Source organism: Bacillus sp. NTK071 (assembly GCF_017303315.1).
GTDB lineage: Bacteria > Bacillota > Bacilli > Bacillales > Guptibacillaceae > Guptibacillus.
In genome coordinates, this window is the sequence record NZ_JAFKOI010000008.1 from 66,535 (window position 1) to 88,266 (window position 21,732).

General features: G+C 38.2%; 19 protein-coding genes. 5 read left to right on the plus strand and 14 right to left on the minus strand.

Translation table 11 applies throughout. From position 1 onward, the window contains the following. Positions 1 to 437 precede the first annotated feature (437 nt). On the minus strand, positions 438 to 1,547 hold the full coding sequence (locus tag JI666_RS13630) for a plasmid pRiA4b ORF-3 family protein (RefSeq protein ID WP_206892770.1): 1,110 nt from the start codon (positions 1,545 to 1,547) through the stop codon (positions 438 to 440). Positions 1,548 to 1,717: 170 nt separating this feature from the next. Next, entirely contained in the window at positions 1,718 to 2,650 is a 933-nt protein-coding gene (locus JI666_RS13635) for an endonuclease/exonuclease/phosphatase family protein (RefSeq protein ID WP_206892773.1), read from the minus strand. Between the two features lie 99 nt (positions 2,651 to 2,749). On the opposite strand from JI666_RS13635, the gene JI666_RS13640 reads away from it, so the two are divergent. Continuing rightward, on the plus strand, positions 2,750 to 2,929 hold the full coding sequence (locus JI666_RS13640) for a hypothetical protein (RefSeq protein WP_206892775.1): 180 nt from the start codon (positions 2,750 to 2,752) through the stop codon (positions 2,927 to 2,929). Between the two features lie 69 nt (positions 2,930 to 2,998). Here JI666_RS13640 and JI666_RS13645 read toward each other — a convergent pair whose 3' ends face one another. After that, positions 2,999 to 4,261 (minus strand): glycosyl hydrolase family 18 protein, encoded by a 1,263-nt coding sequence (locus tag JI666_RS13645; protein WP_206892778.1) that lies wholly within the window; start codon positions 4,259 to 4,261, stop codon positions 2,999 to 3,001. 457 nt (positions 4,262 to 4,718) lie between these two features. Here JI666_RS13645 and JI666_RS13650 point away from each other — a divergent pair, with 457 nt between their 5' ends. Beyond that, the gene (locus JI666_RS13650; protein WP_206892781.1) at positions 4,719 to 5,318 is read left to right on the plus strand and encodes a YvcA-related protein; all 600 of its coding nucleotides are present in this window, start codon (positions 4,719 to 4,721) and stop codon (positions 5,316 to 5,318) included. Between the two features lie 4 nt (positions 5,319 to 5,322). Continuing rightward, positions 5,323 to 5,589 carry a DUF6792 domain-containing protein gene (locus JI666_RS13655; RefSeq protein WP_206892783.1) on the plus strand — a complete coding sequence of 89 codons (267 nt, stop codon included), beginning with the start codon at positions 5,323 to 5,325 and terminating at the stop codon, positions 5,587 to 5,589. 101 nt (positions 5,590 to 5,690) lie between these two features. On the opposite strand, the gene JI666_RS13660 is transcribed toward JI666_RS13655, so the two are convergent. The 3 genes from JI666_RS13660 to JI666_RS13670 all read right to left on the minus strand — a co-directional run bounded on the left by JI666_RS13660 (position 5,691) and on the right by JI666_RS13670 (position 7,883). After that, complete coding sequence (locus JI666_RS13660; RefSeq protein ID WP_206892785.1) at positions 5,691 to 5,783, minus strand: LysM peptidoglycan-binding domain-containing protein; 93 nt, start codon at positions 5,781 to 5,783, stop codon at positions 5,691 to 5,693. Between the two features lie 170 nt (positions 5,784 to 5,953). After that, positions 5,954 to 6,856, minus strand: a complete 903-nt coding sequence (locus tag JI666_RS13665) for a DUF1672 family protein (protein WP_206892787.1) — start codon at positions 6,854 to 6,856, stop codon at positions 5,954 to 5,956. A 100-nt stretch (positions 6,857 to 6,956) separates the two neighbouring features. After that, positions 6,957 to 7,883 carry a DUF1672 family protein gene (locus tag JI666_RS13670; RefSeq protein ID WP_206892789.1) on the minus strand — a complete coding sequence of 309 codons (927 nt, stop codon included), beginning with the start codon at positions 7,881 to 7,883 and terminating at the stop codon, positions 6,957 to 6,959. A gap of 346 nt (positions 7,884 to 8,229) precedes the next feature. Here JI666_RS13670 and JI666_RS13675 point away from each other — a divergent pair, with 346 nt between their 5' ends. Further along, positions 8,230 to 8,829 carry a YvcA-related protein gene (locus JI666_RS13675; protein ID WP_206892792.1) on the plus strand — a complete coding sequence of 200 codons (600 nt, stop codon included), beginning with the start codon at positions 8,230 to 8,232 and terminating at the stop codon, positions 8,827 to 8,829. Between the two features lie 370 nt (positions 8,830 to 9,199). On the opposite strand, the gene JI666_RS13680 is transcribed toward JI666_RS13675, so the two are convergent. From JI666_RS13680 to JI666_RS13700, 5 genes are all read right to left on the minus strand, one after another. Beyond that, positions 9,200 to 11,287: an SA1320 family protein gene (locus JI666_RS13680; protein ID WP_206892793.1), complete on the minus strand. Its 2,088-nt coding sequence runs from the start codon at positions 11,285 to 11,287 to the stop codon at positions 9,200 to 9,202. 37 nt (positions 11,288 to 11,324) lie between these two features. Further along, positions 11,325 to 12,209, minus strand: coding sequence for a DUF1672 family protein (locus tag JI666_RS13685; protein WP_206892795.1), 885 nt, complete (start codon positions 12,207 to 12,209; stop codon positions 11,325 to 11,327). Positions 12,210 to 12,526: 317 nt separating this feature from the next. Next, complete coding sequence (locus tag JI666_RS13690) at positions 12,527 to 13,972, minus strand: cell wall-binding repeat-containing protein (protein WP_206892802.1); 1,446 nt, start codon at positions 13,970 to 13,972, stop codon at positions 12,527 to 12,529. Positions 13,973 to 14,229: 257 nt separating this feature from the next. Beyond that, entirely contained in the window at positions 14,230 to 15,282 is a 1,053-nt protein-coding gene (locus JI666_RS13695; protein WP_206892803.1) for a M14 family metallopeptidase, read from the minus strand. A 35-nt stretch (positions 15,283 to 15,317) separates the two neighbouring features. Then, complete coding sequence (locus tag JI666_RS13700) at positions 15,318 to 16,520, minus strand: M14 family zinc carboxypeptidase (protein ID WP_206892806.1); 1,203 nt, start codon at positions 16,518 to 16,520, stop codon at positions 15,318 to 15,320. A gap of 518 nt (positions 16,521 to 17,038) precedes the next feature. On the opposite strand from JI666_RS13700, the gene JI666_RS13705 reads away from it, so the two are divergent. Continuing rightward, positions 17,039 to 18,394 carry an SLC45 family MFS transporter gene (locus JI666_RS13705; protein WP_206892807.1) on the plus strand — a complete coding sequence of 452 codons (1,356 nt, stop codon included), beginning with the start codon at positions 17,039 to 17,041 and terminating at the stop codon, positions 18,392 to 18,394. 152 nt (positions 18,395 to 18,546) lie between these two features. On the opposite strand, the gene JI666_RS13710 is transcribed toward JI666_RS13705, so the two are convergent. From JI666_RS13710 to JI666_RS13720, 3 genes are all read right to left on the minus strand, one after another. Then, positions 18,547 to 19,401 (minus strand): SDR family oxidoreductase, encoded by an 855-nt coding sequence (locus JI666_RS13710; protein ID WP_206892809.1) that lies wholly within the window; start codon positions 19,399 to 19,401, stop codon positions 18,547 to 18,549. 131 nt (positions 19,402 to 19,532) lie between these two features. Beyond that, positions 19,533 to 20,567 carry a hypothetical protein gene (locus JI666_RS13715; protein WP_206892810.1) on the minus strand — a complete coding sequence of 345 codons (1,035 nt, stop codon included), beginning with the start codon at positions 20,565 to 20,567 and terminating at the stop codon, positions 19,533 to 19,535. Positions 20,568 to 20,806: 239 nt separating this feature from the next. Then, a complete protein-coding gene (locus JI666_RS13720; protein ID WP_206892811.1) occupies positions 20,807 to 21,601 on the minus strand; it encodes a nucleotidyltransferase domain-containing protein in 795 nt (264 codons plus the stop codon). Positions 21,602 to 21,732 lie beyond the last annotated feature (131 nt).

Consider the following 21,732-nt stretch of genomic DNA (forward strand, 5'->3'; position numbering starts at 1 on the left):
AATACCTATTGTTATGACTCTTTATGTAAACATTGTTGCTATAAAGTGGTGGATTTCCGCTATGATATGTGGTTCTCTATAAGAAAATTTTTGAAAAGAAACAATCAATTAGAAAAGAGTCTTCGTTAAAAATGGAAGTCCTGTTATTGGATAAATCAAGGTATAAATACATTTTGAAATATAGATGAGGGAGTGAGAAATTGAAAAGAAAGATACATGGCCTGTACCTTTCCTAATTTATACGAGGTGAATGACTAAAGGAGATGAGAAGATCAGATTCATTTAATTGTAGCGTTATCCATGTATGCGATATTTTTGTTGGCCACTGGAATAGAAGAACACTACAGATGGTCTTGTTTGGTTGTGGCTATTTTAGCTGCCACTCTATTTTTCGTAATGGAGTTGACGAGACTGATCTATGATAGGGTTTCCTATTCTTATAACCCCATTTTCAATCGAAAATTAATATCTTTAAGATCAAACTCTTTATATCCCTGCATCTTTCCCCAGCTGATCATATGTTGATAATCTGGATGATTGGGATCGCCAATAATTTGAAGAAATTCTTCATAACCCCCCTCTCCACCTACATCTTCTGGAGGCGCGTTCCCTTCCCCATCAAGGCAGATTGGATAATTCACTTTATAATTATCGACTACTTTTTCAACCTCAATAACGTGCTCCCAATCATCACCAAAGTCGTAGTTGTAGACAATTTTGGCAGGCAGATACTCAAACAACTTAACCCCGGTTTCCATTTTCATTGGAATATCACCTGGATAGTTAAACGCTTCTTCACTACATACTAAATTAATGGTCGCTTGGTTTTGATTCATTGGGATGACATTTTCCCCACTGAAATCCGGGTAAATTATAAAGTCATGTAAGTGGCTATTTTGCCAACCAAATGCTACCTGTAAGAAATGATGCAGGTTACTAAAAGTGGTATTCATCGGAACTACGAGTTTGCGCCATACCGACCTATGATCTAGCTTCAGCGTTACATTTAACTCTACCGCTTCAGAATTGAAAGCCGATTCACCAGCAAACTCCTCTAAACTCTTATACATCTCCTCATTTGGATGAATGTAACTTTTTCCGTTCCCTGCTAACATGCTGCTGATCCTTAAACTTAGATCTTCTTGAATAATTACTTCTTCATCAACCAAATCTTCAAAGTAATGAGCATTCTCACACGCTTTGTTTAACCGCGCGACAGACGTTCGATCTTTTGTTTTGGAAAAGGTAATCTCATTAGCATTGGCCTGCTGCAAATAATTTTGAATGATTTCATCCTTGATATTCTCAGCTTGCCACACCTTCTCAAGAGCTTGTGAAATCAGCTTATCAATATGCTTCAGGTCTTTTGCTTTTACACCATAGAGGACGATCACATAGCGAGTTAAATCATTCACCAGCACTAGCACCTTCTTACGGCCAATCTTTATTACATTTGCATGCCAGTCAAAAAGCGCGTTTTCTTCTGAAGGTGTTCCTGGGGAGACTTTTAGTTCATCTAAAAGTTTCTTCGTACATTGAATTAGCAATAGACACACTCCTTCTTACCATTAAGGGATACGTTCGTTATTTTTATGAGTACAGTTTATCATATCCATAAGCAAGGTATAATCAGTTGTCCAATACCAAAAGTGTATCTTAATTAAACGTTTGATTTTAGTACATTTTGTAGATTTTTCAAGACGTAAACCAAGTTAGCTTACTTCTTAATATCTCGAAGAACTCTAAACTCTTCTTCGGTATATGAGAATTTATCTGATCTGGTTTTCTCTCCTTCATGAAGATTCTTATCCAGATGATTGGGCTGGAATGTGACAATGAATGGAGAATGATCACTTAATTTTTGCTCTCGATAGATATGCAAATACTTGAATGATACAGGATTCAGTGTTTTAGATGCAAAGCAGTGGTCAAACCTGCGTGGAAACACTTTATCTTTCCTCTTTAAAATAAAGCTATAGTCGCTTTTCGCAAATCCATAAAGTGAACGATAGACATCTCCTAAATCATAATTAGATAGCCGTTCTAGAACACTTCTTTCTCCTGCATCCCATTTTTCACTTTTTGGAGGAAGTCTCCATGAACCGTCTTTATATAAAACTTGCCCCCAGGTAATAATCTCTCCATCATTCGTTTCTAACTGAGGCGAATTAAAGTCCCCACATAAAATTCTATGATTACAAGAATAGCAGGCTAATTTATTGAAAATACCCTCAAACGTATCGATCTTAACCCAACCATTTGATGAACCAGGAGGAACATGGCTATTATAAAGCTCGATATGCCCAACCGGACTATCCACCTTAACACCTAGTACTCTCTCTTCCCAAGGTATTACGAAATCATTTATTATTTCTAGCGGCCACTTACTTGCAATTAATAGACCATATCTTCTAGGACCAACTATGATGGAAGGCTCACTAATTAATTTAAAAGTATTGTGTATATGATTAAATCCTAATCCCTTAAGTGCTTCTGAATACTGATCAACATTTTTTATGGTCATTTCTTGAAGAGCTACTAAGTCAGGATGTAAATCTCTTATTACGTTTAACTGCTCATCAATTCTTTTGCCTCCACCCTGTCGAACATTCCATGAGAAGAGCATTAGTTTATTAGTTATGTGAATCACCTCGTTATTGTTGTGTTATTTTATAGTATAATTGCTGATAAAAGTGATTCAAATCTCAAAACAGTAAACCAACCAATGATCTTTTAGAAAGGCGATAGTATGAGATTATTAATATTTAGCGTTTTATTGTTTATATCTTCATTCGTAACACTAGTATTTATTGATTATCTTAATGATAAAGCATTAAATCTACTAGATAACACTCTACAAGCATTTATTCTTGGACTTGTGTTTGCATTCGGAAATTGGGCATTTGGCAAACCCCGATCTCCTAAATAGAGCAGTGCAATTTCTTATTGTAAAATAAAAAAAGAATCACGAGAGCGCTCCCCTGATTCTTCGCAATTCTTATTTCATAACATCTATATTCTTCTTCACATACGCCCAGTTCTGCGGAAAAGGGAATCGTAACCGCCAGTACGTACTTCCAAGTAAATTATAAGCCTCCATTTGTTTGTATTTCGCCGTCAAACTTTTGATATCCTCAAACCAAACGATATGCTCTTTGTTCATAAGGTTATAACTATAGTTCGGAGCCTGCGCAGTAGGATTGTATTGAATCGGTATCCATCCTTCAAGCGCACGGTTCTGAGCATTTTGATTTGGAATCATTGCTGCATCTCCCTGTCGTGGCACCGTCCAATTATACCCATAAAGGCTTATCGCCATCATGATTTTCCGCCTGTTAATCTGACCAGTCGCATACATCATTACCTGTTCAATCCACCAAACCGGCGCAATCGGATCAGGCGGTCCAATCGCATAGCCATAGTCAATTGTCATAACGGATACAATATCCACAATCTCGCCAGTGGCCTTATAATCAAGAAAACCAACCAATCGATTCGTTGCCATGTCGCTACTTTTTGCATGCGCATTGAGTTGTAGAATTAAGTTTCCAAGGCCCAGCTTTAATTCTTTAAGAAATGCAGTGAAATCATTTCTTCTATCAGCAGGAACAAACTCAAAATCAATACTGACGCCTGCATAGCCCTTTTCCTTTACCTTTTTAACGAGACCTTGAACTAATGTCTTTCTCCTTATAGGATCCTTGAGAACAACATCCGCTAATGCTGGGCTAAACATACGATTCTCATAGTTACTAATCACGAGTAATGGCTTGATGTTTAATGCTTTCGTTCTTTGTAAAATAAGATTATCATCTATCGTAAGAAGTTCGCCTTCTGCCGTAAAGGAATAAGTGAATATCGCTAAATATGTGATGGAATCTGCAAGATCATTAAGCATGTCAAGGTAAGGTGCACCCGATAACGCATCAAAAAATACCAGAGTTTGCATACGGTACTTTTCTGGCGTAGGGATACGGATTCTTAGTCCGATCGGAAGAGCATTTGGATTGATTGTTGGATTTGCTGTCATAATCGCTTGAATTGAAGTTTGAAATTGTTGGGAAAGCTTCCAGTACGTATCACCTGGCTTGATTTGATAGTACCTTTCAGGCAGTGCCTGATCTGGTATATAAAGAGTTAATCCAGGAACGAGTCGATCAGAAAAGAGACCGTTCACAGTCTTTATAGTCGCTATCGATACACCATAAGCAATTGAAATGCCCCAAAGATTATCACCCACCATTACTGTGTGGATCGCCATTGAATCCCCCCGTTGCGCAATACGCTATATGGATAGTCTATTTTGGAATGCGGAGATTCATGAGGGAGGTTTTGAATCACCTGGTGAATCACCGGGACGGTTCTGCTGATTCATTTGCTTCATCACATCAAAAAAACCAGGTGAACTACTAATTAAATTAGTTTGCTTCCTCGTTTTACTTGAGTTCTTAAATATAACTCTAATAGTGAATTATGAGAACCGTCCCTGTGACTCCATAAAAATAAGAGTCATAGAGAACGTTAGTATTAAATTCCTAGTACCAATGTCCTCACTTTAACGAATATAATTGAATGTGTCTGTAGTACGTTCCAAGAAAAGTTTATCTGTTGTATCTTTTAATAAGGAATACATATCAACCATATGAAGCTGGAGGATGACGATGAGATTATCGATTAGTCTACTCATTATTATGTCTTTATTTTTAGGAGGGTGCCAGATGAGTGATGATAACCAAACAATTGACCCAGAGAAGGTGGAAGCAGAGAAACTACCTAATGTAAGAGCATTTGAAGATGAGTTTACCAGAGGTTTCCTGCAATCAATTAAAGAGACTAAAGAAGGATACTATCCTTTTTTATCTCAGACTAGTAATTATGAAATGAATTTCCCCGCAGGTGGCGTTATAGATGAAAGAGGATATTTCCAACAAAACGGTACTGAAAAATTTAGCATTGGCCATGTAAGCAATGAATTTAACGCCAGAATAAACATAAAATATTTTGGGTTTATGAAATCAGACTCTATGGATTCAAGGCTCCAAACAATTAAAGAAAATTCTGATACACCATTACAATTTCAACAAAAAGATTTACCTGGTCGTACTCTGCAAAAAGCTTTTTACAAAGATGATCTAGGCTACTTTGGATATGTTGCCATGATTCAAAACTCTGAGAATAGCGGGGCGGTTGAAATATCAACAGTTTCTGAATGTAAGGAAAACGCTGAAAACTGTAATCAGATTATAGAAGATACAAAAACAACTATTTCAAAATGGCTGGAGTCTATTAAATTTAGAACTAAGACCGGAAGTGAATAAAGTTATGACAAATCAATTATTAAGTTCGCGAGAATTCCGATTAAGAATCACTGACTTAGAATATGACAATTTATCTGAAAGTGAGTTCATTCGAGAAGTTCAAAGAATTTACCTTGAAGAATTTGAAGAAACGCTTCCTGCTAAATTGGACATTTTTCACTCCTCTCAGTCTTCTCACCTTAATAATGACACATCGGGATACGATGGTACGGCCATACATTTTATATCTGAAAAAGATGACATCGGAGAATCACCGGGACGGTTCTACTGATTCATTTGCTTCATCACATCAAAAAAACCAGGTGAGCTACTAATTAAATTAGTTTGCTTCCTCGTTTTACTTGAGTTCTTAAATATAAGTCTAATAGTGAATCATGAGAACCGTCCCTGTGACTCCATCGATACACCATAAGCAATTGAAATGCCCCAAAGATTATCACCCACCATTACTGTGTGGATCGCCATTGAATCCCCCCGTTGCGCAATACGCTATATGAATAGTCTATTTTGGAATGAGGGTCTTCAAGAAGGAGGATTTTCTTGAGGAGGAGAGGGAAAGATTTGCGATATTAAAATATACTATCTTGATGTAAGTACGGATTGCTCAATTCCTGTTAAAAGAATCCTTAGAGCTTTTACTCTTTTACAATATAATCTGGTGCTCCTTTTTTAAGTGAATTCTCTTTATTGTTCTGTGCACTTGTTTTATCGATTGTATTATCATGCAGAAGAAAACTATACTTGCCTGAAGGAAGTCCATCCTTTACTGTAATTTGCTCGACGATTGTATCAAATATTTTTTCATTTGGATCTACGTCTTGTTCCTCCATATACATTTGGATTGTAATTGAAATCTTTGAAGAATCAATAGGTTCAGGTCCCAGGATACTTTTCCATTCTTCTCTGGTTTTGTTTGGATTCATTAAATATACTGGTAATAATTCTTCTAATCTCCCACCATAAACAGTCACTTTATAATATGGCGTTAAAAAGTAATTTCCTCTTACATTTTCATTTGCTTCTTCTCTTATTCCGATGACTGGATACTCTTGAACTATACCTTCAAGAAATTTATCAAGTTCCATAAATCTATCTTCATAAACCCATGCATATAAACCACTGACAATAGCTGTCTCAACTTGCCCTTCTTGCGACGAAACGCCTTCTGGATCTATTTCTTCCTTATCTTTATCAACAGGAATAATAGCGTAGGAATAGAAATGCGGCTGCCCAACTGACTCTACAAATACCGTCGCACCGTCTACTGCTCCTACAATGTTATGTACCTTAACTTCGGTTTGATAGTTTTCTTTAAAATAGGCTTTCACTGCTTCTTCGACTTCTTCTTTATGTTTCTCAGCAATTTTGTCAGTTTCATCGCCGTTAGGGAGGAGGTAACCTACCCCAGTGTAGTCTTGAACTGATACAAAGTACTTGTCTTCTATAATATCTTCTTCTGATTTATCATTGAACAAACACCCACTGAGAAGTAATGTGCTACAAAAAATGCTACTATACAGGTATCTTTTTTTAATCATTCATAACCCCTTTTTCAATTAGTAAGAAACAGACCTTTATGACTCTTCTGTATGATAGAAGAAATTCATTAAATCAGCTGTAGCTAATTTAATGTTTTGTTTAATCCTTAATAATATCATCTGGATAAGTTCGTTCTAGACTATTGTCCTTTGTATTCTGACCACTCGATTTATTGATTGTATTGTCATGTAAAATAAAACCGTATTGTCCCACGGCTAGTCCTTCCATTTCTGACAAGCCACTTACCACTTCATTAAATATTTCCTTACTTGGTTCAGCATCAGGTTCTTCCATATATAACTGAATAAGAGTAGCTACCATGGAAGGATCAATTGATTCACCCTCTAACATTTTTGCCCATTCTTCTTTTGATCGATTAGGTTTATCTAAATACGGTGCCAATAGCTTTTTTTCCAAAGTTCCACCATAAATAACAACTTTATAGTATGGAGTTGTATGATAGTTGCCAACCCCATTTTGATTAGACACTTTAGGTATACCGACGATCGGATACTGCGTCACTTTTTCGTCCAAATACTGATCAAGTTTCTGAAATTCCTCTTCAAAGATCCAAGCATATAATCCGCTAATAATAGCTGTTTCGACCTGCCCTTCTTGTGACCAAACTCCACTAGGATCTACTTCTTCTGTTTGTTTATCGGCTGGAATAATGGCATATGTGTAAAAGTGTGGCTTCCCAACTGATTCCACAAAAACACTCGCACCATCTACCGCTCCAACGATGTTGTGTACTTTAACATCTGTTTTATAGTTTTCTTTAAAATATGCCTTCACTGCCTTATGTACTTCTTCTTTATATTCCTCTGCAATTTTGTCAGTTTCACTGCAATTGGGTAATGAATATTCCTCCGCTGTATAATCCTGTACAGATTTAAAGTATTGATCCTCTATTAATTCTTTCGTGGTCTTTTTCGGTTCATCCTTTGGATTAGTGAAAGTAGAACACCCTCCCAGAATGATTACACCCGCAAGGATACTAGTATATATAAATCTTTTTTTGTTCATGGATAGCCACCTCTTTATCTGTAAAGAACAATCATATTATTTCTCTACGCTTCCACATTATAAATCAAATTTAACAACACATCCGCCAACACTATTGTTTATATATATGATTTTCAAAATAATAAATATTGAAAGAATTTTAGAGAACGTTAGTATTAAATTCCTAGTACCAATGTCCTCACTTTAACGAATACAATTGAATGTGTCTGTAATACGTTCCAAGAAAAGTTTATCTGTTGTATTTTTTAATAAGGAATACATATCAACCATATGAAGCTGGAGGATGACGATGAGATTATCGATTAGTCTACTCATTATTATGTCTTTATTTTTAGGAGGGTGCCAGATGAGTGATGATAACCAAACAACTGACCCAGAGAAAGTTAATGCCGAAGAATTGCCGAAAGTAAGGGCATTTGAAAATGAGTTTACCAGAGGATTCTTGCAGTCGATTGAAGAGACCAGAAATGGATACTATCCTTTTTTATCTGGAACTGGAAATTATAAAATGGACTTTCCTGCAGATGGAATTATCGGAGAAGCAGGATACTCATTACAAGAGGGCTCTGAAAGCTATCTAATTGGCAATACAAGCGGGGAAATTGAAGGAGAAATAGTAATAAAGTATTATCAATTTATGAAAAACGAGTTTAAAGACTCCAGCCTCCAAACATTAAATGACCTTTATGATCGTCCACTTGAATTCGAAGAAAAAAAGTTGGATGGACGATCTATAAACATCGCTTTTTTCGAGGATGAAATCGGGAATCAGATTGTTGTTGGTTTCATTCAAAACACAAAAGACTCTGGTGCGGTTGAAGTAGACTACACATTTCAGTGCAAAGAAAGTAATTCAGATTGCACAAAAAGAATTGAAGACAAGAAAAAAGACATCGAAAATTGGATGGAAACAATTACATTTTTAAATAAGAATAATAGTGATTAAACTCATAAAAAAATAAGTTCATATATAATTGAACATGTGAAAGAAGTGTTCCTTAAAAATTCTCTATAAGTTCATCTCACTATACCTTAGCCACCACCATTGGCGAAAGAGGCCTTTTTATAATTCTTGGTTCTTAAACTCTTCCAAATCTATTTTGTAATGAATCACCGGGACGGTTCTGCTGATTCATTTGCTTCATCACATCAAAAAAACCAGGTGAGCTACTAATTAAATTAGTTTGCTTCCTCGTTTTACTTGAGTTCTTAAATATAAGTCTAATAGTGAATCATGAGAACCGTCCCTATGATTCAGAACGGTTACGATTATTCGTTCAAAATAAAAGCACATGACCTTTAATAGTCACATGCTTCTACATAACTGTCCCTCTTTCAACCTGTGCGTGAAGAAATTTAAGATTATGAACAACCTGTTCAGATGCTTCAACGAGAGCATCGACCGATACTGCTTTTTGATGAGAGAGTTGGTTGATTACATCCGAAAATAATAGGGTCATTTCTTCTAAGATATCGGTAGAACTCAAATTGTATAACCGAACATCTTCGTACTTGCTAATGTTAAAAAGAGCTGTATCGATGTAAGGTTTGAAGCGACCAATTAACTCAGGGAAGTTTGTTAACAGTTGCTGTGTGCCTTCTTCTAGACCTTCTACCATATTAAGCAGCTGTTCTAATGGGCTAATTGTGACGGATACAAACTCGTTAATCTTTTCATCAAAACTGCTGAATAAGCCTAGTAATTTGACTGGCAACGAGGAAGTGGATTGAACTTGTATATACCGAATAGAATTAATGAGAGCTTGTAGCATACTACCAAATGCAGACAGTATCCCTTTTATTGTTGAGAGAGGCGGAATAATATGCATCCAAATAGCATTTACGATTTTCTCCGTCGCTTCTTCCAGAACTTTTTCTTTAATGGATAGTCCATTTGGTAAATACTCAGAATCAATCAGACGGGATTTTTCTATTTTTGATATCTTCTTAACCTCTTGAACTCGGTTTACCTTCGACTCAATAGAAGCCGCTAATGAAAGGTCACCATCAAAGAGTGACGCTGCCGTTTCGGAAACACTCGTTCCAAAGTTCATGATTTGACCTGATAACAAGTCTTTATTCTGGTTGATAATTTTGTAATGAGACGCTAATTCACCAACTATGGCATCATAAAAGTAATCCGTTCCCCCTTCAAACAATTCAGGGAGTTTATTCTCTCGTATGTAATTCATATGCTGTACAAGATCCTCGAAATGGCTTTCCATTTCATCAATTTTCAGCTGAATATCACTAAAGATACTTTCCACGCTAACATCAATCTTAAAAATATGTTCAGCAATCTCAGCTGGCGGAGAATTAAGATACGAATTTAGCCCCCTAAAGCGATCCTCTGCCATATACAAAAGTTTTCTCATATTCTCAATTTCCACCTGTATGAGGTAACCGGTTGATGTAATTCCCTTTAAAACTTGTGAAGAGGTTAGATCTTCGACAAAGTTAGAGAATGTTTCTTTTAAATTAGCTACACGCTCTTCAAATTTTGCTCGCTCATCCTCAACGATACTAACAGAATTTCCGATGTATTCTGTAGAAAGAGAAAGACGATTCGCTACAAGATCAAATATCCCTTGATACAGGGTATCAATTGTTTCTGCATTAAGTTCAATGCGACTTGAATTACCTGTATGTAGTGACTCACCAGTCCAAATGCTTGTTACAATGTGCTCATCAGCACCAATTCGGATAAACCCGTAACCCGGTTCACCTTTCACACCAATCTCTACTTGTTGGTCTTTCATATCCCCGTCTAGATAACCGGTATGATTTGCTCCTAAAAGAAGCGATCCTGTTGGGGTTCCTCCACCAATTCGATAGGCTTTTCCTGGTATGCGATAACCCAGTCCCAATGCTTCTTCCCCATTTGTTAAAGGATCGTATTCCATGAAATAGTTTGTGCTATTAACTTCTAGATTTGTTGGATCTATTAAATCACCTGGTAAAATAGCAGGGTTTAACGTCACACTTTTAACGTCCTTGTTTTTAACTGCAATTGAGTTTGCGAGTGCTCCACCTAGAGAGTTGCCTGCTACGTATGAGATTTCTCCGAACTTCTCTTCCATATCATTGAAATATTGACCAGCGTCTTTTAACTGCTGCGGGGTGTCAGCACCAATGAGTTTAAGATCAGTCATAACATCTTGTTTATCTTTGGGATCAGTTCCTACATAGATAACTGCTATATCCAAAGAATTGATATCATCTGAAACCTTTTGAACAGTAATTGCATTTAAGCCTGATGAATTAATTACAATACGGTCAATTACTTCGTAAATATTACCATTTACCTGTAAATTTTCAGAAGCAAAAAGTTCTCTATAAGCGTGAAAACCTGAAAGTTCTACAAGGTCCCTATCACTAATATTATTATTTTGTACAGCTTTCAAGTATATCTCCACCTTTTATAGATATGTATATATAACATTATTCCTTAACAATATAATTTGGAGCAGCCCTTTCTAGGGTATTTCCCTTAGTATTCTGTCCTCTTGTTTTATCAATCGTATTGTCATGAAGTAGAAAGCTATACTTTCCGACAGGTAGCCCTTCCATAGTAGACAGGTCATTTACAATTTGATCAAATATTTCCGAGTTTGGTTCAACATCAGGTTCTTCCATGTATAACTGAATAAGCGTACCAACCCTAGCAGGATTAATTGATTCACTCTCTAACATTTTTGCCCATTCTTCTTTTGACCGATCAGGATTCTCTAGGTATGGTTTTAATAGCTTTTCTTCCACAGTTCCACCATATATAACGACTTTATAATATGGCGTTGTATGGTAGTTACCAACGCCATTCTGATTAGCCTCTTCAGGTATACCAACGATTGGATACTCATTAACTTTTTCATTTAAATACTGATCAAGTTTCTTAAACTTGTCATTGAAAATCCAAGCGTATAATCCGCTGACAATAGCTGTTTCAACTTGCCCTTCTTGAGACCAAACACCACTAGGATCTACTTCCCCTTTTTGTTTATCGACCGGAATAATCGCATAGGAATAAAAGTGTGGCTTTCCAATTGATTCCACAGATACGCTAGCCCCACCTACTGCCCCAACAATGTTATGTACCTTAACATCTGTTTTATAGTTTGCTTTAAAGTATGCCTTTACTGCTTTATGTACTTCTTCTTTATGTTCCTCGGCAATTTTGTCAGTTTCACTGCCATTCGGTAATGAATATTCCTCCGCTGTATAGTCCTGTACAGATTTAAAGTATTGATCCTCTAATGATTCATTAGAAATTTGTTTCTCTTCATTTTGTTCCTTCTCTTTATTCGGTTCATCGTTTGTATTTGTCAAAGCAGAACAACCTCCCAGAAATAATGCACTGCAAAGGATGCCAGTATATAGGTATCTTTTTTTAGTCATAGATAGCTCCCTCTTCAGTTTTTCACAACGCCCAATAATGGTTTACTATTTTATAGTATAAATGAAAATGATCTAAAGGCTTCCTGGTAATTTCCTTTTCATCAAAAATAGTCTGATAGACTTATTCACTATTACCTAGTTATATAATTGACCTGGACGGATCTACCTACACACAACAAAAAACCAGGTGAGCTACTAAATAAATTAGTTAGCTTCCTGGTTTTCTTGATTTATTATCTTGGATCAACTCAATCTAACGAAAAAATATCATCCTCAACGCCCTCACCTACTGCACTTGTACCACCTAAAATCGTGTAGCTAGACGTTTGTTCTTCTTTAAAGAATTGATACGTGGAGTCAGGTAGATTCTTCTTCTTAGTTAAAACGATGGGGTCTCCATTGTTTGCTGCTAGGACTGACCCAGCTAACGCATCTGCAAATCCTTCACCCGTTGCTACAAACACTTCGAAAGTTGGCATTTCAAGCTTCTTGGCAATGGCAATCGACGTTTCATAGCGATCACTCCCTTGTATTCTCGTTGGAGAAGGAAGTTGCTTCTTCACCTTTTCACTAACCGCATTTGGGCCACCGATGACGTATGTTTTCGTATAGTTTGCCATGGCATCCTTTGTTGCTTTTGATAGTTCATTTTTATCTGTTAAATAGATTGGATACCCATACATTGCCGCATATGGTGCCATGGAAAGAGCATCAGGGAAGTTACCGCCATATACTACGACCGCTGTTCGATTTGGCAGAAGCGTCGCCGCTATCGCTGCAGCCGTTTCGTAACGATTCTCACCTTTAATTCGATTAACCGTTAATTTCATCTCATTTTTTAATTCCTTTTCGACAGCTGATGAAATTGCACTTGTTCCACCAAGAATAGTAACCTTCTTCACTCCCAAATCTTCAATTAACTTACGTACTCTCTCATCAAGCTTCCCTTTAGGTGTTAGAAGGATTGGTGCATTCATTTGAAAAGCAAGCGGTGCTCCTGCTAGAGCATCTGGAAATGTTAAGCCCGTTGCTAGAACGACGTTATCGGCTCCCTTCGGCCAACCCGCTTTTGCAATCTCAATCGCCGTTTCATAGCGATCAGATCCTGAAATGCGGTTAATAAATTCAAAGTTTGTAACAGACAGACCATAGATACCATCTGTCCCACCACCATTTAAATCAATGGCTCCTACATAATAAGTACCTGGTGGTATAGGATAGACCTGAACTTGAACGTCATCATAGATCTCATAGAGTGCAGGATCTAACCAATTTCCCTCTTCATCAGCAAGAAGAAATCCGAGGTCAATCCCTGGTTGCGCAATACCTGACACAATCAAATCCACAGGATTCTTCACTTCAATTTGATACACATCAACATCATCCCATTCAAACGTCCCATACACCACGTCATCAAGGTTTAAGAGATTCGCCTGATCAAACGAATCATTTGGTTCATTCTCCCAATATTCACTGAGTGTCTTCACTTTAGTAGGATCATTTGTTAGCTTCTGTTTTAACTGTGATTGGATGTCTTCTAATTCTTCCCTAGAAAAAGTCGTACCTTCATGCTGTTTCAATTTCTTAATTTCATTCTTCAAATCGACATGGCTATCATTTGCTGCATAGCCGTTAGGCGCAAATCCACCTACTAACAAAAGACCAATTACCAAATACAAGACTACCTTCCCCATCCAATCATCCTCCATTTTTCCCAAAATGTGTAATAAACACTTCTCTATTATATAGGTACTAGGGATTAGAAACCATGAGAGTTACTGTCGAAGGATGGGAATTGTTCGACACACTATCTTCTATATTAACTAGCTGAAATATAAGTAATCGCATTAATTAAACGTTTGATTAATAGGGTTCTACTAGGTGAAAAATCTTTTCTATCCCATTAAGAAAATAAAAAGAACCACGAGAATTGTCTCTCGTGATTCCTCTTTTACTCACCGTCATAGTTACTCTCTGGTAACGTATCCCAGAAAGAAGTATCTGTCGAATCAATCGAATCATCAGCCAATGCTTCTAAACTAGCTTTCATTGCTGTCACGGCCTGTTGGATTAAGTAGCCGTTACTCTTCTGACCTAGAACATAGTCATCTCGATAGTGATCAGCCATTCCTCGCATTTCGAACAGCAGTGTTGCAATGCCATATTCCATCGCTAATCCGTTTCGGCTAATCGTTGGAGCACTACCTCCTGGATATTTCGAAAGTAATCCATACCCTTTCGCTTCTACCGCATGATAAACGACTGCTCCGAGTTCCTTCGATTGTTCCACAACTTCAGGATTAACATTCTCGTTCGTTGGATAAAGAATAGAACCAGATACAAGTTCTCCTGTGTCACCTAGCGTCGTTTGCGTTCCCTGGTGATGGAGATCAATCATGTAATCCGGTTGGTATTTCTGCAATACGTTCTCGTGCAATGCCTTCGTTTCAGGTTGCTCACGATCCACGTGATCACGGTTAAGATCTACCTCATTTGCATTATACCGAGTATGAGTCCCAGACACGTAGTCTTCTAATGAGAAATTCACATCCCCTTCTGCCCCGTCAACATTTAACCGTGGAGCGATTAGCACATTCACATTTTCAAGAATCTCTTGTACATTCTTACCATTCGAAGATAGATACTTAATCATTTCAAGAGCACCTTCTGTTGTTAAGGTCTCATTCCCATGCTGCTGGGTTAAGAAAAGGATTGTTGGGTTGTCTTCATTCATACTCCCAAACTTAGCGAGGTAAAGATCTCTGCCTTTCACTGACTGACCGTAAACCTCTAACTCTAGTGCTTCAGAACGCTTGTCCACTTTTTCTAGAAAGCTTACCATCTCTTCATAAGAATGAAGTCGTTCATTTTGAACCGTTTCATTTCCACCATAGTTCGGCCCATTTGGTCCGTTCTCTCCGGCTAGTACCGTATTCCCTGTTAGAAATGACCCTGACACGAGCATCGTTCCTGCTACTGTTAATGTTAGAATTTCTTTTTTCACATTCATCCTCCTACAAATTAGAATCTCACTTTGGATTAATGACCATAATCTTGATCTCGATCTGTCAATGGAATATCGTCATATTCGTCAGGATCAATCGAATACACGTCTCCGCTCGTCACACCATCGATAATCCCGTAAAGTCCAAGCTCAACCGCTTTAACCAACTGTCCAATTCTCTTTTGACCATAGCTTTGCGTTTGACCCGTTACTTCAAACAGCACAGCGCCACTTCCATTAAGAGCAAAAGAACCAAGAGCTGTACCTGGTAAATCTAGATTTTGTGGATAGAGTGTAATGTTATCAAATGGAGAATTCCCTCTCTCCTGTAAAGCATTATAAGCAGCTACATTTAACTGTTTTGAAAACTCGCCATCATATGTATCTGCATACTCACTATATTTTGCTCCTTCAGCACTACTAGGATCAGGAATGAAGTCGCCTGAAATCGAGAGCGTTACTTTATCATCTGTGCCTTCCACATAGTACTCACCCTGGTGATGTAAATCGACAAACACATCCACTTTGCCATACTCATTCATCAATTCTTTGTAAACATCACGAACGGTTTGAGCTTCAGGAGTAATGTACCACCCTGGATTCGATGAGTTATTGGGAAAATCTTCAGGTTGAGGCACATAGTCGAGATCTGGATTAAAGTCTCGGTTCACGTCAAAGCCAGGATTCGAAGCATAATCCCAATATTGATTGGTATATGTGTAGTAGTTCCATGATGGCGACGCACTAGCCAACTGTGGAAAATCTTCCACAACTTCACTCCACGATAGATCATTAGCTCGTCGATTTAATTCTGTCGCATCAGGATTGATCATCGGCATCGCGACAATTGTCACTTCACTTCTTATTTTCTCAGCTTCTGGAGAGTTCGAGCCAAGCTGCTGTAAAATCTTTAATAGCGCAGCCGTGCCTGTTTTCTCATTCCCATGAATCTCACTTTGCAATAAGATCACTTTATCTCCTGAACCCACCGTTGCTTTGTAGATTTCACGCCCCTGATTGGAGTATCCAGCAACATCTACGTGAACTTGCCCCTGGCTGTTCTTATGAATCTGCTTTAGCTTCTTACTTAACTCCGCATGACTAATAAAACCAGATGTGGCGTATTCTTGAGTTTGCGCTTCACGCTGCTCACTTGGCGCTGCCATTGCAGGACTAACTAGTACAGATGACAATAATAGCGTGCTACATACTAACGTCATTTTCTTCTTTCGACCCATTTGACTCCTCCTCAGTTTTAAAAGTCTACCACTGAAGGAGTTCTCGTTTTTCGTCGCTTCTACCTTTTGATCCCTTCTAAAACGGAACGTTTGAACTAGGGTTATTTTGGAAAATAGTTCGTTCTGCATGGACAGTTAGAATAGAGAGTGCTAGAAGAATAGTACGTTAGAGGGGTGTAGATTGTTATGTTCTATAAGAAATGGATTACGAGAACCACCGTATTAATTTTTATGAAATTTATGCAAACGGTTGCTTAAACGCATTACTATAGTATATACTTTTCAAGTATAATTTTTTACCAATACTATGGATGATTATTCTTATATATTGAACAGGTAATATATAAGTGTTTTTCAACTCATGTCAGGAAGAATACCTTTTTACTATGTTAATCAATGTTAAAGGCAAATGAAAAGCACCTTATTTTTCAGTTTTTGTGCAAACGATTGCAATTCAAACTGAAAACGCTTCGATAATTTATTCGTATTAACTATTCGTCACGTTACAGGAGGCAATTATGCTAGAAGAAAAAGCAGTATCCAGCGAACAAAGATATCAGAAAGACTTACCATTCCTACCAATCAGTACAATTTGGTTAATTAGCTTTGGGTTTCTAGGTGTGCAAATGGCCTTTTCATTGCAAAGTGCCAATATGGGGCGTATCTTCCAAACGCTCGGGGCCGATCCTCATAATCTAGGTTTGTTCTTCATCCTGCCACCCCTAGCTGGGCTCGTCGTTCAGCCACTAGTTGGGTATTTCTCTGACCGTACTTGGATGCCAAGACTTGGTCGGCGTATTCCTTATTTACTAGTTGGCGCTGTTGTAGCCGTCATTGTCATGTGCCTATTGCCGAATTCAGGTAGTTTTGGGTTTAGTGCTGTAACAGCTATGGCGTTTGGAGCAGTTGCCATTCTCTTTATGGATGTCTCATCCAACATGGCGATGCAGCCTTTTAAGATGATGGTTGGCGACATGGTTAACAAAGAACAAAAAGGATTTGCTTATTCAATTCAGAGCTTTCTATCAAACAGCGGTGCTGTATTAGCAAGTATCTTCCCTTTTGCCTTAACTCTTATCGGTGTTTCAAATAGTGCACCAAAAGGCGTTATCCCACAATCGGTTGTCATTTCATTCTATGCTGGAGCGGGTGTTCTCATCATTTGTAGTCTCATTACTGTATTTAAAGTGAGAGAGTATGATCCAGACGAGTTTGCTATGTATCACGGAATTACAAAGGAATCGACGAAAGAAAAAGCAAACCTTTTCAAATTACTTGGAAGCGCTCCAAAAGTGTTTTGGACGGTAACACTCGTACAGTTATTCTGTTGGATGGGCTTTCAATACTTATGGACGTACGGTACAGGGGCAATTGCCATCAACGTTTGGAATACAAGTGATCCAGCGAGCGCTGCCTATCAAGATGCAGGAAACTGGTTTGGTATTCTAACAGCAGTTCAATCAATCGGTGCTGTCATATGGTCACTTGTACTATCTCGTATGCCAAATGACCAGAGAAAATCATTTTATGCGATTAGCTTATTGCTAGGTGGAATCGGCTTTGGCTCTGTGTTCTTCATTCACAATCAATGGGCATTGGTTCTTTCCTTTACCTTAATTGGAATCGCGTGGGCAGCCATGATGACTTTCCCATTCACGATCCTGACGAACGCTTTGAAAGGCAAGAACATGGGAACTTATCTTGGGCTGTTTAACGGTAGTATTTGTTTACCACAAATCGTTGCCTCTCTCTTAAGCTTTGTGTTGTTCCCATTAATCGGATCTTCCATGCCGGTTATGATCTTACTTTCTGGTGTCTTACTTGTTGTTGGTGCTTTGTCAGTGCCGATTATTAAGGAGACGTATGCGAAGTAACGAAAGAAAAGCGACTAGCCAAATTTGGTTAGTCGCTTTTAATGTTTTGGCTAATAAATGCTAGATTTGGCCAATATAATCTTAATTTGGACAATATATTACGATTTTGGACAATAAACTGGGATTTTGGACAATATATCAAAATCAATCGATCAAGAAGACATATATCCTCCGCCATTTACATGAATACACTGGCCTGTCATGTAAGAACCATCGTCAGAAGCGAGTAAAACGTATGGTCCAAACAGTTCAGACGGCTGTCCCGGACGTCCCATCGGGTTATCTGTTCCGAATTCTGCTACGGAATCTTCATCAAACGTAGATGGAATAAGTGGTGTCCAAATTGGACCTGGGGCGACCATGTTGACGCGAATTCCTTTATCTACAAGGTTCGCTGCCATACTGCGCGTAAATGCTACGATTGCGCCTTTTGTTGAAGTGTAATCAATTAAGACTTTATTCCCTGTGTATGGGTTAATAGAAGTCGTGTTGATAATCGAGCTACCTTTCTCCAAGTGAGGAACCGCGTACTTCGTCATATTGAAAACTGAATAGACGTTTGTTTTAAACGTTTGATCCCACTGCTCATAAGAAATATCTTCAATAGATTCAGTTGGAAACTGGATGGCCGCGTTATTCACTAGAATATCAAGCTTTCCGAAGTGATCCAACGTTTGATCGATGAGATCTTTACATTCTTTCTCTTCAGAAACGTCACCAGGAATCAGCAGACAGTTGACGCCTTCGTTTTCAATTAGCTTTTTCGTTTCGTCCGCATCGCTCTGTTCTTTCTTAAGGTAATTAATCGCAACATTTGCGCCCTCTTTCGCATAGGCAATTGCTACAGCGCGACCGATTCCACTGTCACCGCCGGTAATGAGCGCTACTTTATGATCTAGCTTATGGCTGCCTACGTAATCATGTGGTTGGTCTGGCCTTGGGTTCATTTTAGATTCAATGCCAGGTTGTTCAGGCTGTGTTTGCTTTGGTTGACCGTTGTTATTCACGTGATATCTCTCCTTCTATCTCAATTCATTCGAAAAGCACTTTCACTATTTAATTGAGATACCACGGAAGAAAAAAGTGTAAACATTTGTAAGCGTACCCAATGATAAAGGGTAAAAAAGAATCAAATGACTCATCGCCTCAAGTTTGTAACCTCCTTTTCTCTCACCGAATAAGAAGCCGAGCTCGCCCATAAGAAAATTTCAACGCAAAGAAAAAGGAGAACAACCCAACTCCAAATGAGCAAGAAACCAGTATGAAACTGATGTAAGATCGTCAAGGAATGTGGTTCTGGCATTGCAACCGAAAAAGCGTAAAACATCCCAAAGGTGAAATTTCTCGACCACTGACTCACATCATATGTGAATAGGCCCTTTTTCCACCCATACGCCAGCACTCTCTTGACCGCTCTGACGATTTCAACCGTTTCAACACTAAGCAATACGAGAAGAACAGCTAGCCAAACTAGAAGAAGGCCTGTTCCCGACAAAGCTTGAGTAGACACAAGAGCCAAACCAGTGATCGATAATGCACCATGCAGAATGCAGTTTGTATTTGGCCAATCGTCCTTTAAAGACCAGTTCTCCCCATTCAGGTACCGACCGTTTATAAGCCAAACACTACAAAGATAGAAAAGAGCACCTATTATCACACCAATCAGAAGGAACTTAACTGGAATGGTGTAGATCTTCGCCCAAGTAATAACCAAAGATTGGGTAGCTACGGTTGATAGTAAAATAATACCGTGGGGGGAAAAGGCTGCTTGGTTTTTCAAAAGGGCGCGCATCTGAATAATACATCCGAATAGAAATACAACATATAAACTCGTATTTAAACCTGCGGCAACCTGAATAACGTGAAGCCATTCGGGAAAATACTTTAACGTAACTTGACATAAAACAAATATCCCAGCAATCCACGTTCCCATTGCAAAGAAACGAACAGGATGACGGAGAGCCTTTTCTATAAACTCGTTACGAGAGAATTGTAGGAATAGAGACGTTAATAACCTAATGCTAATAAGATAAAGCGCAATGATGAACATCCACCCTACATTTTGGTCAATAAGAGGAAAAGCCTCAACATCAGCATAAAGGAATATTCCAATTGCCATCATAATGGCCCCTGAAGCAGGATGAACTTCTCTTTTAGTTAAGTTTATTTTCATAAAATATCACTCGTTTCGTATACTTCACGAGTTCTATAATAGAGCTTATTTACCGTTTTAGAAAGACCTTCTTTATCTTTTATTCTTTTAAAGGAATCACCGGAACGGTTCTGCTGATTCATTTCTTCTAGACATCAAAAAACCAGTTCAGCTACTAAATAAATTAGGTAGCAAACTGGTTTTTCTCGAGTTCTTAAATGTAACAGTAAATCACGAGAACCGTCCCCGTGATTCTCCTGTTATCCCCAAACTTCTTCTAACGTTCTTCTAAAAAGGTCATTTAACTGGTCTGTCGGATCTTCTGAATCAACGTCTATTGTTTTTGCATACGCTTCTAATTGCTCAATTTCTTTTTCTAAGTAGTCATTGATGATGTCGATTCTCGGTTCGACATTGAATTCTTCCCCTGCTTTTTTACGTTTTAACAAGGTTGTGATAGCTTCATGGAGTTCCGGTGAAAGAGCAGCATCTTCAAAGAGTTCATCAAATCCAAGTGGTGGGATCGACTGATACTTCTTAATCCAATTGCCAGCAAGAACTGGTCTTAGAACATAGAAATATTTTTTAATTCGAACGTTTTCTCCTTGTAGGTACTCACGAAAATTCCCTCTTGCCATGTTTAAGTAATGATGCAAACAGGACCTTGGCGAGAAAATAGTTTCTTCTAATTCTCTCATTTGCTTAGCTGTTGAAAAGGACTCATCGTAAATAATATTCGAGTGGAGCCACTCCAGAAGAGGTGGATTCGACTTTCGGAACAGTTTAAGTGCTTTTGTAAGCTCCCATCCGCTCATATCTACTAACTCATGAACCGGGATGGAGACTTTGTCTCGATCTGGAACTTCAATTACATCTCTTTCTTGATCGATCGACAAATACCAATTTTTCTTATGTATGTAAATAAACCGAACGTCGTAATCAGAATCCTTCGAAGGAAACCCCCATGCTCGACTTCCAGATTCACAAGCATAAAGAATTTTAATATCATGATCCTTTTCAGTTTGTTTAATCACATCGACTATGTGTTCATGCACAACAATCACCCTCTATTGTAGTTTTCTCTCCTTTATCAGCAAACGACAAGAACTAGCAGACGTTTCCGCTGACTCCTACGTTAAAAAGCTTTATAAGAACAGAGATAAACCAGGCTTTCCCATCGCCAATA

Excerpts from the sequence above, each read along its gene's own strand:
- JI666_RS13640 (WP_206892775.1), top strand. The coding sequence starts at position 2,750 with ATGAGATTATTAATATTTAGCGTTTTATTGTTTATATCTTCATTCGTA.
- JI666_RS13645 (WP_206892778.1), bottom strand. The coding sequence starts at position 4,261 with ATGGCGATCCACACAGTAATGGTGGGTGATAATCTTTGGGGCATTTCA.
- JI666_RS13650 (WP_206892781.1), top strand. The coding sequence starts at position 4,719 with ATGAGTGATGATAACCAAACAATTGACCCAGAGAAGGTGGAAGCAGAG.
- JI666_RS13655 (WP_206892783.1), top strand. The coding sequence starts at position 5,323 with ATGACAAATCAATTATTAAGTTCGCGAGAATTCCGATTAAGAATCACT.
- JI666_RS13660 (WP_206892785.1), bottom strand. The coding sequence starts at position 5,783 with ATGGCGATCCACACAGTAATGGTGGGTGATAATCTTTGGGGCATTTCA.
- JI666_RS13665 (WP_206892787.1), bottom strand. The coding sequence starts at position 6,856 with ATGATTAAAAAAAGATACCTGTATAGTAGCATTTTTTGTAGCACATTA.
- JI666_RS13670 (WP_206892789.1), bottom strand. The coding sequence starts at position 7,883 with ATGAACAAAAAAAGATTTATATATACTAGTATCCTTGCGGGTGTAATC.
- JI666_RS13675 (WP_206892792.1), top strand. The coding sequence starts at position 8,230 with ATGAGTGATGATAACCAAACAACTGACCCAGAGAAAGTTAATGCCGAA.
- JI666_RS13690 (WP_206892802.1), bottom strand. The coding sequence starts at position 13,972 with ATGGGGAAGGTAGTCTTGTATTTGGTAATTGGTCTTTTGTTAGTAGGT.
- JI666_RS13700 (WP_206892806.1), bottom strand. The coding sequence starts at position 16,520 with ATGGGTCGAAAGAAGAAAATGACGTTAGTATGTAGCACGCTATTATTG.
- JI666_RS13705 (WP_206892807.1), top strand. The coding sequence starts at position 17,039 with ATGCTAGAAGAAAAAGCAGTATCCAGCGAACAAAGATATCAGAAAGAC.
- JI666_RS13715 (WP_206892810.1), bottom strand. The coding sequence starts at position 20,567 with ATGAAAATAAACTTAACTAAAAGAGAAGTTCATCCTGCTTCAGGGGCC.